Source organism: Pseudomonas sp. R4-84 (assembly GCF_054130985.1).
Genome location: NZ_CP096390.1, coordinates 1,976,594 through 1,991,032 on the forward strand (window position 1 = coordinate 1,976,594; position 14,439 = coordinate 1,991,032).

12 protein-coding genes are annotated in these 14,439 nt (G+C 60.4%); 9 read left to right on the plus strand and 3 right to left on the minus strand.

Going from position 1 to position 14,439, the window contains the following annotated elements; translation table 11 throughout:
• The first annotated feature begins 45 nt into the window (after positions 1-45).
• Both M1D68_RS09165 and M1D68_RS09170 read left to right on the plus strand, forming a co-directional pair.
• Positions 46-732: a cysteine hydrolase family protein gene (locus tag M1D68_RS09165; RefSeq protein ID WP_457970079.1), complete on the plus strand. Its 687-nt coding sequence runs from the start codon at positions 46-48 to the stop codon at positions 730-732.
• A 7-nt stretch (positions 733-739) separates the two neighbouring features.
• Positions 740-1,633: a LysR family transcriptional regulator gene (locus M1D68_RS09170; protein WP_434610614.1), complete on the plus strand. Its 894-nt coding sequence runs from the start codon at positions 740-742 to the stop codon at positions 1,631-1,633.
• Between the two features lie 162 nt (positions 1,634-1,795).
• Here M1D68_RS09170 and M1D68_RS09175 read toward each other — a convergent pair whose 3' ends face one another.
• Positions 1,796-2,713, minus strand: coding sequence for an AraC family transcriptional regulator (locus M1D68_RS09175; RefSeq protein WP_457970080.1), 918 nt, complete (start codon positions 2,711-2,713; stop codon positions 1,796-1,798).
• 258 nt (positions 2,714-2,971) lie between these two features.
• Here M1D68_RS09175 and M1D68_RS09180 point away from each other — a divergent pair, with 258 nt between their 5' ends.
• Both M1D68_RS09180 and M1D68_RS09185 read left to right on the plus strand, forming a co-directional pair.
• Positions 2,972-4,195 (plus strand): MFS transporter, encoded by a 1,224-nt coding sequence (locus M1D68_RS09180; RefSeq protein WP_457970082.1) that lies wholly within the window; start codon positions 2,972-2,974, stop codon positions 4,193-4,195.
• 109 nt (positions 4,196-4,304) lie between these two features.
• Positions 4,305-4,547 carry a hypothetical protein gene (locus tag M1D68_RS09185; RefSeq protein ID WP_434610621.1) on the plus strand — a complete coding sequence of 81 codons (243 nt, stop codon included), beginning with the start codon at positions 4,305-4,307 and terminating at the stop codon, positions 4,545-4,547.
• 32 nt (positions 4,548-4,579) lie between these two features.
• On the opposite strand, the gene M1D68_RS09190 is transcribed toward M1D68_RS09185, so the two are convergent.
• Positions 4,580-5,059: a hypothetical protein gene (locus tag M1D68_RS09190; RefSeq protein WP_457970084.1), complete on the minus strand. Its 480-nt coding sequence runs from the start codon at positions 5,057-5,059 to the stop codon at positions 4,580-4,582.
• A gap of 87 nt (positions 5,060-5,146) precedes the next feature.
• Entirely contained in the window at positions 5,147-6,295 is a 1,149-nt protein-coding gene (locus M1D68_RS09195) for a mechanosensitive ion channel family protein (protein WP_420764650.1), read from the minus strand.
• Positions 6,296-6,581: 286 nt separating this feature from the next.
• On the opposite strand from M1D68_RS09195, the gene M1D68_RS09200 reads away from it, so the two are divergent.
• The 5 genes from M1D68_RS09200 to M1D68_RS09220 all read left to right on the plus strand — a co-directional run bounded on the left by M1D68_RS09200 (position 6,582) and on the right by M1D68_RS09220 (position 14,391).
• Complete coding sequence (locus M1D68_RS09200; RefSeq protein ID WP_434610626.1) at positions 6,582-8,153, plus strand: sensor domain-containing diguanylate cyclase; 1,572 nt, start codon at positions 6,582-6,584, stop codon at positions 8,151-8,153.
• A gap of 200 nt (positions 8,154-8,353) precedes the next feature.
• Entirely contained in the window at positions 8,354-10,930 is a 2,577-nt protein-coding gene (locus tag M1D68_RS09205; protein WP_457970086.1) for a bifunctional diguanylate cyclase/phosphodiesterase, read from the plus strand.
• Positions 10,931-11,000: 70 nt separating this feature from the next.
• The gene (xth, locus tag M1D68_RS09210) at positions 11,001-11,795 is read left to right on the plus strand and encodes an exodeoxyribonuclease III (RefSeq protein WP_420764647.1); all 795 of its coding nucleotides are present in this window, start codon (positions 11,001-11,003) and stop codon (positions 11,793-11,795) included.
• A 115-nt stretch (positions 11,796-11,910) separates the two neighbouring features.
• A complete protein-coding gene (locus tag M1D68_RS09215) occupies positions 11,911-12,732 on the plus strand; it encodes an arylamine N-acetyltransferase family protein (protein WP_420764646.1) in 822 nt (273 codons plus the stop codon).
• Between the two features lie 138 nt (positions 12,733-12,870).
• Positions 12,871-14,391, plus strand: coding sequence for a nucleobase:cation symporter-2 family protein (locus M1D68_RS09220; RefSeq protein ID WP_457970087.1), 1,521 nt, complete (start codon positions 12,871-12,873; stop codon positions 14,389-14,391).
• Positions 14,392-14,439: the final 48 nt, after the last annotated feature.

Consider the following 14,439-nt stretch of genomic DNA (forward strand, 5'->3'; position numbering starts at 1 on the left):
CACCTAGGATTCCCTTCATTCACTCCATGAAAGAAGGAACTGCCCATGCAAAGCTTTACCCGTCGATTGCTCACCGCCTGTGTATTCTCAGGCGTTCTCGCCAGTGCCGGCGCCTCGGCCGAGAGTCATCCAACCATTCGTGCAATGTCTGGTGCAGTGCCCGTGAGCCAGTTGCCTGCCGGTAAAACCGCGTTACTGGTGATCGATTTTCAGAATGAATACTTCACCGGTAAGATGCCGATCCCTGACGGCCCGGCAGCGCTGGCCAACGCCCGGAAGCTGATCGAATTCGCCGATGAACACAAAATGCCGGTCTACCACGTTCAGCACATCGCACCCGCCGGCTCCCCTGTGTTTGCCATCGACGGTGAAACCGTGAAATTCCATCCTGATATGCAGCCCAGGCCCAATGACCCGGTCTTGCAAAAAACCACCGTCAGCGTGTTCGGCAGTACCGATCTGGACAAGCGTCTGAAAGCCGGGGGTATCGAGAACGTGATCGTCTCCGGCCTCATGACCCATGCGTGCGTGGCGGGCGCTGCTCGGGATGCGGCACCGCTGAGCTATAACGTGTTGGTGGCGGCCGATGCATCAGCTACGCGTGCGATTACCCGGGTCAATGGGGAATCGATCGACAAGGACGCCTTGCACAAGGCTGCCCTCGCCGAGATTGAGGATACGTTCGGCGATGTGATGAACACCGGCGAAATCGTCAAGCTACCGGTGCGCTAAGCCCCCTATGAATCAGATGCTCGCCATGCGTGTGTTCCGCTGCATCGCTGAGGCCCAGGGATTCTCAGCCGCCGCTGAGCGGCTGAACACCACGCACTCGTCGGTTTCCCGGCATTTGCATCAGTTGGAATCCACGTTGGGCGTGCGTCTGGTCAATCGCAATACCCGCCGCATGAGCCTTACGGCAGCAGGGGAAAGGTACTACGCAGCCTGCGTGGATATCCTTGACCGAGTCGATGCCGCGTCCCAAGCCGTCGCGCTGGAACACGAGCGTCCCTTCGGGCTGCTTCGGATCAGCGCGCCGCTGGTGGTAGGCACCTTGGAGTTGGCGCATTGGTTGCCGGCCTTCCAGGCGCGGTATCCGGAGATCCAGATCGATTTGTCTTGCTCTGATCCGTTGGTCGATCTGGTGGCCGATGGCTTCGACGTCGCGTTGCGGATTTGCGGGCCCTTGGCCGACAGCAGCCTGGTCGCCCGTTTGCTCAGCGTTTCACCGCTGGTGCTGGTAGCGGCGCCGGCTTACGTGTTCAAGTGCGGTTTGCCTCGCAGTGCTGCCGAACTCAACGAGCATCGGTTGCTGACGTATGGGGCGACTCCTCAGTGGACGCTCACCAGCGCCTGGGAAGGCCCCGTCAGTCTGGATTGCCAGGGCATTTTTCATACAGACACCATCACTGCCTTGCACGCTTATGCCTTGGCAGGCGGCGGCATAGCCGCGTTTACCCTGGCTACGGTGCAAGATGACCTGTTGGCCGGCAGGCTGGTGCGAATCCTGCCTGAGCACACCCTTGGGGAACGGCATTACTACGCGCTTTACCCTCATGCCCGGCATTTGCCGGCCAAGGTGCGCGTGTTCGTGGAGTACATGACGCAGTATTACCGCGCGGTGTCAGGCGGATGAGCACAACGAAGCGCGCTCCAAGGTATTCCATGGCTTGCGCATGGTTGGCTTGCGGTTGGTGTAGGTGCAATGCCATCCCCTTGATCCTGGCGCGCAAATGTATTGCGCTGGCGGACCCGCAGGATGAAGCCGAGTCGCCAAGGTGGAGCCGGGCACCACGAGTCAATCAGCTTTAATGGCATCTGCCGGCCTGCGCAACGCCGCGATATCCCGCTTCGGGGACGCGCCGAAGAGACGGCTGTATTCTCGGCTGAACTGCGAGGGGCTTTCATAGCCCACCTGGTAGGCCGCGCTCGCCACGTCCAAGTGCTCGTTGAGCATCAGGCGCTTTGCTTCGTTCAACCGCAGCCATTTCTGGTATTGCAGTGGGCTCATAGCCGTGAGCTGGCGGAAATGGTGATGGAACGTCGGGGCGCTCATCTGCACGCGCGACGCGAGGTCCTCCACACGGACAGGCCCGGTGTAGTTGAGCTTCAACCAGTCGATGGCCTTGGCGATCCGGTAGCCTTGGCTGTCGACGGAGGCAATCTGCCTTAGCCGCGCGGCCTGGTCGCCCATCAACAACCGATAGTGAATTTCTCGCTGGATCAAGGGCGCCAGCACCGGGATGGCGTCGGGTTCATCGAGCAGGGCCAGCAGGCGCACGAACGGCTCGAGAAAATCCTGGGTGGCCGTGCCGATCCCCGCACCTATCCCGACGGCGCGCTCGACCCGTGGGATCACGCTGCCCTGGGCGATCAGATCCGCCACCATGCGCAAATCGAGTCGCATGACCAGCCCCAGGCAGGGCTGTTGCGGGCTGGCGGCCAACACTTCCGAGTTCGCAGGCATATCCAGCGAAGTCATAAGGAAACGTGCGGTGTCGTACCCATACGCCTGTCCCCCAATCCACACCTGTTTCATCCCTTGGGCGACGAGGACGATGCTCGGTTCGATCATGCAGGTCATGGGTGGGGCAGGGGCGTCGCGCCGGAAAAAACAAAGACCGGCAATTGACGTTTCAAAGTCGCCCGGGCCTGTCGTCCGGTTATCGATGAGGTTGGCGAGCCTCTGTTGGAGCGATCTGTCTTGGGCGGTCATGTCGATATCTGCGGGATTGAGAGCTATAGGCAGAACATTACCCCGCCAAGCGAAGCGTTGCCTATGGGAAACAGGCGGGTTCACAGGATCGGGCAAGAACTCCAGCGAAATGTTCTACCGGTCGCCCTTGCCAGTCGTTAAAACTGCACGTCACATTAAGCTCATCCGGAACGGCGCTCGCTCGCCGGGTCCATGCTCGGTGCAATCACTAGACCCAAGAGAGGGGCTCCGAGCCCATCAAGCAATTTCAGGATTTTCATGACCGATACCTCATTGCCAAAACCACAGGGCAAACCTGCATGGGGCGCTGTGCTCGCCATGTCGTTGGCGGCCTTTGCACTCGTTGCGTCGGAATTCATGCCGGTCAGCCTGCTGACACCGGTGGCCGCAGACCTGCACATCAGCGAAGGGCAGGCTGGCCAGGGCATCGCCGTCTCCGGTGCCTTTGCGTTAGTCACCAGCCTGTTCATCGCGTCGATCGCGGCGCGCATCGAACGCAAGTGGCTGCTCTCGGCGCTGACGCTGTTGATGATCGTCTCCGGAACGGTGGCGGCACTGGCGCCCAGTTATCTGGTTTTCATGGTCGGGCGCGCACTGATCGGCGTTGCGATTGGCGGCTTCTGGTCGTTGTCGGCAGCGACGGCCATGCGCCTGGTGCCGCAGGATAAAGTCCCCCGGGCCCTTGCCATCGTCAACGGCGGCAATGCCTTGGCCACGGTCGTGGCCGCGCCGTTGGGCAGTTTCCTGGGAGCGATCATCGGCTGGCGTGGTGCGTTTTTCTGCATCGTGCCCGTCGCCGCGCTCGCCCTGGCATGGCTGCTGATGAGCCTGCCGTCGATGCCCATCCAGGCGAAACGGGGCGCCGCCAATCCTTTCAAGCTGATGGCCCGGGCGCCGGTTGCGTTGGGCATGCTGGCGGTCAGCACGTTCTTCATGGGCCAGTTCATGTTGTTTACCTACCTGCGGCCGTTCCTGGAGAGCGTGACGCGGGTGGACGTCTCGTTGCTTTCGCTGATGTTGCTGGCGATTGGTCTGGCGGGATTGCTCGGCACCTTCCTGATCGGTGCGCTCCTCAAAAAAGGCCTGTATCGCACGCTGATCATCATCCCGCTGCTCATGGCCGCGATCGCCCTGGCCTTGGTGGGGTTCGGCAGTTCCGCGTCCATCACCGCCTTACTGCTCGGCCTCTGGGGCCTGGTGGCCACGGCCGCGCCTGTGGGCTGGTGGACCTGGCTGGCAAGGACGTTGCCGGACGATGCCGAGGCAGGGGGTGGGTTGATGGTCGCGATCGTTCAACTCGCCATTGCCTCGGGGGCCACGGTGGGCGGCGTGCTGTTTGACTTGAGCGGTTATCGCGCGACCTTCGAAACCAGTGCCGCGGTCTTGGTCGTAGCCGCAATCCTCACCATTCTGGCAGCTCGGGCGGCGGCTCGACCATCGACACAAGCGTCGCCCACCGTGACATACAGCACGGGGCGTTGACTTGGGAGCCGTTGGGCGGCTGCGGTTGGTGGCACATTGATATCTTGGTAGACTTTGGACTCGTTATCTACCGAGTTGGTTAGTTGTGTCTACTGAGAGAATTCAACCCTTGGAGCAGGCCCTTCTGGCGGTAATAGCTGCTGCGGGAAAAATGGGCATCAGTTGCGATGAGTTATGCGCCCAGGCGGTGGGCGGCCTGGTGTCCGAACAACACTGGACCTGGGCGGATGCCCAACATGCGGAGCGTGCCGCCGACGAGATCGACAATGCCATGGCGATCCTCATTGACCGGCAAACAGGGACGCCAATCAAAAGCGGGCCCGATGCGGCATTTGAATCGAATCGACTCTGAGAACGGGCAATCCGTTGAATCCCCGTTTGTGCTTAAAGGCCCAAGCCTTCCTCGATGAACGACAGGAAAGTGTCTTCATCGAGGGTCACGGGTTCGGGCTTCTGCTGGCCGGTTGGCCGCAGATGCCAATGGGATTCGCCATGCATCCCCACTGTGCGCAGGATGCAGCGCTCCAATCCCTTCGTATGGATTTCGATGCATCCCTCGGCATCGGGGGAAAAGCGAGCGATCGGGTCGAGCAAGATGCGGCGGTAATTACCCTCGATCACCAATTGGTCGATGGCATAGTTGTAAGTCGACCCGCTGGAATGGCTTTCAAACACATGGGTGGGGTTACGCCGGATAACCAGGCCCGCCTCACAGACCGGCGCCAGCCAGCTTTCAATCTGGCGGTACAGCTCGTACACCTGGCCAGGCCAGTGTTCAATCGCCAGGTCGGCGCAATGGTCAGTGTCGGCCGGCGCGCGTTGGGCCTGCCTCAGCTTTGCTGCGAGTTCGTCTGCCTTGCTCATGTCGATTCCCTGTCGTGGTGATGGGTTGAGCTTAGCCGAAGGGGCAGGGTGGGCGTTTGCGCTGGGTCATGGAAGCGCAATTGACGGTTAATGCTTGGCGCCTGCCCCATCGGTTCGTAGCGGCATTCTTTCACTGTTCCCCCTGGCGAATTGCTCAGGCATCTCCGGCAACGAAGCCACGTGCACGGCGCGGGACGGCATGGCGAAGCGCACGCCGATCTTGGCGAACTCGTCCATCATCCCCAGGTTGATGGCTTGCTGGATGTCCATATAGACGTTGTAGCTGGGGTCCAGCACGATGTAGACCGTTTCGAATTCCAACGTGCTTTCGCCGAAACCGCGAAAGTGCGCGCGGTCGAAGCGGGTTTTCTCCTGGGCCTTGATGATGTTTTCGACGATGACGGGCACTTGCCGAAGTTGGTCGGTCGAGCATTCCTGAGGCAGGGCGAATTCGAAGACGATGCGGCGCTCCTGCAGGCGTTTGTAGTTCTGGATGGTGGTGCTGATCATCCCCGCGTTGGCCATGACGATCTGCTCGCCGCCCAGGCTGCGGATCCGAGTGGTCTTCAGGCCGACATGTTCCACGGTGCCCGCCAGGGAACCGACCACGATGAAGTCGCCGACTTCGAAGGGTTTGTCCACGGCAATGGACAGCGAGGCGAACAGGTCGCCGAGAATGTTCTGCACGGCGAGCGCTACGGCAATGCCGCCAACGCCGAGGCTGGCAACGAATGCTGTGATGTTCACGCCCAGGTTGGAAAGCATCGCCAGCAGCACCACTGCCCACAGGAACACTTTTGCGCCCCAGAGGCTCAAAGTGGCCAAGGCGCTTTTCTGATGGATGTCGCTGTGGCTGTGGCGCGCGAAATAGTGCAGCAAGGCCAGGGCGATCGCCCGGTTTGCCCATAACCCCACCTGCAAGGCGGCGACGACGAACCAAAGGCTGCTGACCCGACCCAGCCAGCGTTCCGGCAGGTCCAGAACACCGATGCCGATCAGAATCGAGGCCAGCAATAGCAGGGTGTTGCTGGTGCTGGACAAGACCTCGACAGCAATATGGCTGACGTAGGCATCGGGCCTTTGCGCCCGTGCCCGTACGTTTTTCAACAGGAAGCCGATGCCGGCTCTGGCAACGATGAAACTCACCGTCATCACGCTGAGTGCCAGTAACCAATTGGCGATGGAAATGCCGAGCAGTTGGGTGTCGGTAAAAATGTCGAGAGAGCTTGAATCCATGGGTCGGGATCACCTGTGCCATTGCTGTTCAGGTTGTGCCCTGGCCGATTCGCGCAAGGCACGGGCCGGGCCATGAACTTTGTTAGTTCATGTGGGCCAGGGGCCGTTCAAATTTATTCTCCGGGCGCGGCGCGTGCCTTGCGCTTGGCTTGTTTTGGATCCATTGCGCCATCCATCGACTTCCTCCTAAAGGCAAATTGCCGCCCCCCAAGCGGTACGCTAAGCTCGCGATTATTGGGGGCTTTTGAGCGACTCGCTCACTGTTTTGCCCTCCCCAGGATTTCGCTTGCCTATCCCCATCCACGATCCGAACCATGCGCCTGGCGGTGCCTTGAAACGCCTGCCTTTGCTCAAGGCCGCAGTGATGTTCATCGCAGCCGTGTGCCTGTGCCTCTGCGGTTTGCTCTTCTTGCAACTGGAGCAGTCCCGTCGGCATGACCTGGAGTCGGCGCGCCTCGCTTCGGCCAACCTCACCCGGGCCATGGCCCAACAGGCCCAGGACACATTCCTGCAAGCCGACCTGGCGCTAGCCAGCCTGGCCGACTGGATTCAAAACGACGGGTTCGGTCCGTCGACACGACCGCGCCTGCACCAGACGTTTGCCCGGCGGGTGCAGTCCCTGGAGCAGTTGCATGGTCTGTTCCTGTTCGACAAGAACGGCCAGTGGATCATTACTTCTTTCGAACACCTGCACAGGGGGGCGGGGGTGGCCGATCGGGACTATTTCAAGTTCCACCAGCAGAACGCCTCGCTGATCGCCCACGTCGGCCCAGCGGTTCGAAGCCGACAGAACGGTGAATGGATCATTCCGGTTTCCCGTCGATTGAACGACCAGAAGGGCAACTTCCAGGGCGTGCTGCTGGCCGGCATCAAGATGTCCTATTTCGATCAATTCTTTAAAAGCTTCAGTCTCGACGCCAAAGGCGAAATGTCTTTGGCGCTGTCCGACGGTACGTTGCTGGCGCGTCGTCCTTTCGATGAGGGACAGATCGGTCGTCCGCTTGCCGATGAGTACGTTTACGAACACCAGCACGCAAGCATGGGCGCCGGCGATACGGTGCTCCGCCCGGCGCCCGACGGCATCGTCCGGTTATATGGGCACCGGCATCTGCAGGCTTATCCGCTGATGGTGACCGCCGCGATGTCCGAACAAGCGATCCTGGCGGGCTGGTACGACAGGGCGTTCCAGTCCAGCCTTATCGTGGCCTTGGTGGTGTTGGGCGTTTGCCTGTTTGGTTGGGTCTTCGTGCGCCAGGTGCGCAACAGCGAGCGGATCGAGGCAGACTTGCGCAAGGCCCAGGAAGCGCTGGAGCTAATCGCCACCCACGACAGCCTGACCGGCCTGGCGAATCGGCGTTTATTCGAACGTGCCCTGGACATCGAATTCGGGCGAGGCGCTCGCCAGCGCAGCCCCCTGAGCCTGATCATGCTCGACATCGATTTTTTCAAACGCTACAACGACACCTATGGGCATGTTGCGGGGGACCACTGCCTGGCCGAGGTGGCGAAGGTGCTCAAGAGTTGCTGTCATCGCAAGGCCGACCTGGCGGTGCGCTACGGCGGCGAGGAGTTCGCCGTCCTGCTGCCCGACACCAACCTGCACGGTGCCATGGCATTGGCCGAGCAGATCCGCAGCTGTGTCATCGACAAGCACATCAGCCACTCCGCTTCCCCCTCTGGCTACCTGACGGTCAGCCTCGGCTGCTATGCCTTCGTGCCGAGCAGCCTGGACAGTACCGAAGTGTTTATCCAACGGGCGGACGCTGCGCTCTATCAGGCCAAGCACAGCGGTCGCAACTGTGTCGCGGTCCTATCCAGGGAAGGCGCGCTGGATGCGCTGGAGCGTTCCGACCGTTGAGATCCGTTGGAATCATCGGCGGCGGATAACGGTCCATTGGTCAACATGCAGGCTAGGCGTGGGCCCTTTCGTCAAATCTTGTGGGCTCATCATCTGGCTGGACGATGGCTGCTAAGGTTAAGAAAGCGCAACGGTCCGATGCGGTTCACGCCGTGACCTTTGCACGGCGAAGCCAGCGCCGAAAGGATAGGAACAGGTCAATGGATACCACTGCCGATACCCCCTCTGATGTCTCGCGTCATACGCCGATCACCCGTCGCCTGGTGGCGGCCCTTGGCGTGTTGTTTGTCCTGGGGGTTCTGGTGGCCGTCGCCGCGCTGTTCAACATCGCGCAAAAGCTGGATGCACAGGATGTGGACGAGACCCGCTTCTATATCCAGCGTGCCCTCGATAATCGCATCACAGCCACGAAAAACTACATCACCAGCTACGCCTACTGGACCACTGCCTACGAGCACCTAAGCGGCGAGGTCGATGTGCAGTGGGCCTATGCCGACCAGAACATGGGCAAGACCCTGTTCACCAACGATGAACTAGAAGGTGTGTTTGTCATTGACCGTGAGCGCACCAAATATGCCGTGGTGCGGGGCCAGCAGGTCCAGGCAGACGCGGCGGCGTTCATGAATATGCCGCTGAAGGACCTCGTGGATGAGCTCCAGGCACAACCTGACCTGACCAGGCCGATGATTCGCTACACCTTGTTCGAAGGCTGGCCGGCCGTCGTCACGGCTTCGGTGATTGTGCCCAACGACGAACGTCCCCAGGTCAACGCCAGGGAGACGTCGATCCTCCTGTTCGTCGACCAACTGACGCCGGTGAAACTGCGCAAGGTGGGCATGGGTTACGGCCTGACCGACCTGAACCTGGTGAAAGACACCACATTGGAGCCCGGCCAGCCCGCGGTGCCGTTGGACAGTACCGGCTACAGCTTGATATCGCAGCTGCAGCGGCCGGGCCAGCATTTGCTGTGGTCACTGGCTCCGCCGTTGGGAGGCGCATTGCTGATCCTGGCGTTGCTCACCGCCTATTTTTTCCGGTATGCCATGCGCACGGCTCGACAGGTGGACGCCAGCTACGACAGCCTTGAAAAATCGAAACAAGCGCTCGAGGCCAGCGAAGAACGTTTTCGCGCCGTGGCCGAGGCGGCGTCCGACTGGATATGGGAGATCGACAGCCAGCAACGCATCACCTATCTATCGGCTCGCTTTAATGTCGTCACGGGTTTTTCCGACCAGCAGTGGCTGGGCCAGGAGATCGAGCAGTTGCTGTTCTGCGACACCCTGCCCATTGCTTCCTGGCTGGGCAACCTGGTCGAAGAACAGAACGCCAGCAACCTGCGCTGCTCTTACCGCGATCATTCCGGGCAATTGCGATTCTGTCGGGTCTCGGCGCGACCGATCCAGGACAAGGCAACCGTGACGGGCTATCGCGGCACGGCCAGCGACATCACCGATGAGGTGGCCGCCCACGCTCAAGTCCAGCATCTGTCGCTGCATGATGCGCTGACCGGACTGCCGAATCGCAACAAGTTGGCGCGACACCTGGACGACGCGTTGATCGCCAAGGAGCATTCCGCGCCGTTGGCCCTGCTGATGGTGGACCTGGACAACTTCAAGCCGATCAACGATTCCCTGGGCCATGCGGCGGGCGATGCTGTGTTGCTGGAAGTCGCCCAGCGCCTGCGCGACAGCACGCGTGAACAGGACCTGGTGGCGCGCCTGGGAGGGGATGAGTTCGTGATAGTGCTCAGTGGCGTGGAGCACTCCACTGAAATCGACCGATTCTGTACGCGGCTCATCGACAGCCTGCAGCAACCGATCCACTACGAGTCCCATTCCCTGCACATTGGTGCGAGCATCGGCGTTGCCGTGAGCCGACGCCAAGGCTACGTACCAGGCGAGTTGATCCGCTGCGCCGACATAGCCCTGTACCAGGCCAAGTCCGAGGGTAAAAAGACCTGGTGCTATTTCGCCTCGCACATGAACGATCAGATCCAGCATCGTCGTCAGTTGGAAAACGACCTGCGCCAAGCGGTGAAGAACAACGAATTCATCCTGCATTTCCAGCCTCGCTACACGGTCGACGGCCAGGAGATCGTCGCGGTGGAATCGCTGGTGCGCTGGCAACATCCAACCCAGGGTCTGTTGAGCCCCGATGCCTTCATTCCGCTGGCCGAGCAAACCGACCTGATCGTCCCGCTGTCGCGCTGGGTACTGCGCGAGGCGTGCGAAACCGCGCTCACCTGGCCAGGATCGCTGATGGTTTCGGTCAACCTGTCACCGGCGCAATTCGAACGCAGCGATGTGGTCGAGGATGTCCGCCAGGTATTGATCGAAACCCACTTCCCGGCGAGTCGCCTGGAGCTGGAGATCACCGAAAACGTCATGCTGAACGACGTGGATGGCGCGCTCCAGGTGATGAATGCGCTCAAGGAATTGGGGGTGCGCTTGAACATGGACGATTTTGGTACCGGTTACTCATCCCTCGGCTACCTGCGCACATACCCGTTCGACGGCATCAAGATCGACAAGCGCTTCATTGCCTCGATGAGCAATAGCAGCAACGACCGCGCCGTGGTCCAGGCGATTATCAACCTGGGCAAGGCGATGGGCTTGACCGTCACGGCGGAGGGCGTGGAGACCCTGGCCCAATTGGGTTCATTGGGCACCGATGAATGCCACGAAGTGCAGGGCTATTTTCTTAGCCGGCCAATCGACAAGCAGGCATTTGCTGCCTTGCTTGAAAGCAGTCAGTCCATGTCAAGAACCGGTTCCTGAGCAATGATTGCAACCCCCGAGGCCTGTCGCCGGTCACAGCTATGTCTTGGCATTCAGGAATTATTCGCCCATGAAGAACCTGCGGATCGCGACGTTCAACATCAACGGCATTCGGGCGCGGTTGCCTAACCTGCTGGAATGGCTGGAGCGGGAAAAACCCGATATTGCCTGCCTGCAAGAGCTCAAGGCTGCGGACAAGGACTTTCCCGCCGCCGAGTTGGAGTCGGTGGGATATGGATCGATCTGGCATGGCCAGGCTTCATGGAACGGTGTGGCGATCCTGGCCCGTGATGCGCAACCCCTGGAGAGTAGACGCGGGCTGCCAGGAGGAGAGGAAGACAGTCACAGTCGTTATCTGGAGGCGGCGGTGCATGGCGTGCTGGTGGGCTGCCTTTATTTGCCCAATGGCAATCCCCAGCCCGGTCCGAAGTTCGACTACAAGCTGGCATGGTTCGAGCGCCTGATCGACTATGCGCAGGCACTCCAGGCGAGTGATCATCCGGTGGTGTTGGCTGGGGACTACAACGTGGTGCCAACCGACATGGATATCTACAACCCACGCTCCTGGCTCAAGGACGCGTTGTTGCAGCCCGAAAGCCGGGAGTGCTACCAACGACTGCTGGACCAGGGGTGGACGGACTCCCTGCGTCACCTCTACCCGGAGGAGCGGATCTATACGTTCTGGGACTATTTTCGCCAGCATTGGCAAAAGAACTCCGGGCTGCGCATTGATCACCTGCTGCTCAACCCCGTGGCCAGTGCATACCTGAGCGACGCGGGCGTGGATGCCTGGGTCAGGAACCAGGAGCATCCCAGTGACCACGCGCCTACATGGATTCGCTTGTCTTCGCGCAAGCGACGCTGAAGGTTCGAGCGGACCAGGCATTCGTGGGATTTGTCCGTAGGAAGGAAATGCCTTATACCTGCCCAATCGCAGCGCGCTAACCCAAAGCCCTGCCTTGACAGGAAAGGACATCCCCATGAGCCAACCTCGACTGAGCGACACCGGTCGCTATCTACGACGCCTGGGCTTTGACACGGCGCCGCCTCCAACGCTGGAAACGCTGCGTCAGCTTCAAGGGCGCCATACGGCCGAGTTTCCCTTCGAAACCCTCTCGACACTGTTGCGCCAGCCGGTCGCCATCGACCTTGAATCCGTCGAGCGGAAGGTTTTCGAACAGGGCCGTGGCGGTTATTGCTATGAACTCAACCAGTTGTTCCTGGCGCTGTTGCAAACCCTGGGCTTTGATGCCCAGGGCATCACTGGACGCGTTGTGATGAACGCCGCCGAGGGCGCCTGGACAGCGCGCACCCATCGCTTGAGCGTGGTGACGCTCAGTGGCGTGCGCTATATCACCGACGTCGGTTTCGGCGGTATGGTGCCCACCGCGCCGCTTTTGCTGGATAGCCGCGATATCCAGCACACGCCCCATGAGCCGTATCGCATCGACGTCAACCCGGATGGCTACCTGCTGCGCGCCCAGGTCGGCGATGAATGGCGCCCGATGTACCTTTTCGACCTGCAACGCCAGGAGGAAATCGACTATACCGTGGGCAATTGGTACGTCTGCTCCCATCCCGAATCACCGTTCATGGGAAGGCTGATGGTCGCCCGTACCGGTGAGGGACTCCGTAGGACGCTCAACGGCAACAGCTATGCCGTGCACCGGATCGGGCACGAAAGTGAACGACGCACCATCAACGACGCGGATGAGCTGATCACGTTGCTGGAAAATGAATTCAGCCTCACGGTGCCGCCCCGGGAACTGCTGCGACCCGCAATCGAAGGGCTGTTGGTGTGATGCCTTGAGCGTTTTGGTTTAGCAATTGCATTCCCTGTCAGCGACGGATGCGCAACAAGTTGTATACAACTCTATGGACATTTGTCCTGACTTTTGAATACAGTGTGCGCATAACAAAAAACAGGGAACCCCCGAACCATGAAAACGCCCCATGTTTCACTCCCACGGCCCGAGGACGAAAACCTCGGGGTCGGCGCGAATATGGCTTACGGCCTGCAACATGTCCTGACCATGTACGGTGGCATCGTCGCGGTGCCGTTGATCATCGGCCAGGCGGCCGGGTTGTCCCCGGCCGACATCGGTCTGCTGATCGCGGCTTCGTTGTTTGCAGGGGGGCTGGCGACGTTGTTGCAGACCCTGGGCCTGCCGTTTTTTGGTTGCCAACTGCCGCTGGTCCAAGGCGTTTCGTTCTCCGGCGTCGCAACCATGGTTGCAATTGTCGGCACCGGTGGGGAGGGCGGCTTCCAGGCCATCCTCGGCGCGGTGATTGCCGCCTCCTTGATCGGCCTGCTTATCACGCCGGTGTTTTCCCGCATCACGCGTTTTTTCCCACCTCTGGTGACCGGCATCGTCATCACCACCATTGGCCTGACGTTGATGCCGGTGGCGGCACGCTGGGCAATGGGCGGCAACAGCCATGCGCCGGATCTTGGCAGCATGGCCAACATTGGCCTGGCCGCGGTGACCCTGGTGTTGGTACTGGTGCTGAGCAAGATGGGCAGCGCGACGATTTCGCGGTTATCGATCCTGCTGGCGATGGTCATCGGTACGGTCATCGCGGTGTTCCTCGGCATGGCCGATTTTTCGTCAGTGGGTGAGGGGCCAATGTTCGGCTTCCCGACACCTTTTCACTTCGGCATGCCAACCTTTCATATCGCCGCGATTCTGTCGATGTGCATCGTGATCATGGTGACGCTGGTGGAAACCTCGGCCGATATCCTGGCAGTGGGCGAGATTATCGACACCAAGGTCGATTCCCGGCGTTTGGGCAACGGCCTGCGAGCAGATATGTTGTCGAGCATGATCGCGCCGATCTTCGGATCGTTCACCCAGAGCGCCTTTGCCCAGAACGTCGGCCTGGTGGCAGTGACTGGAATCAAGAGTCGTTTCGTGGTGGCGACAGGGGGGGTGTTCCTGGTGGTGCTTGGGCTGTTGCCCTTCATGGGCCGGGTAATCGCCGCCGTGCCGACCTCCGTGCTCGGAGGCGCTGGTATCGTGTTGTTCGGTACCGTTGCCGCCAGCGGAATCCGGACGCTGTCGAAGGTCGATTACCGCAACAACGTCAACCTGATCATTGTCGCCACGTCCATTGGCTTCGGCATGATTCCCATCGCCGCACCGAACTTCTACGATCATTTTCCGAGCTGGTTCGCGACGATCTTTCACTCCGGCATCAGCTCATCGGCCATCATGGCCATCATGTTGAACCTGGCCTTCAACCACTTCACCACCGGCAACTCCGATCAACAATCGGTATTCGCCGCCGGCACCGAGCGGGTGCTGCGTTATCAGGACCTGGCGGCGCTACGGGAAGGTGACTATTTCAGCGACGGCAAGTTGCACGACTGCGACGGTAACGAAATTCCCGTCGTAGCCGCACCTGAGCATCCCACTGGGGATCATGGCCCGGTGCGATTGAAAAGCGGTGAGCACGTCTAGCCTTGGCGAAACCCCAGCCCAACAAAAAGCAGCCTGTGATGATCAATC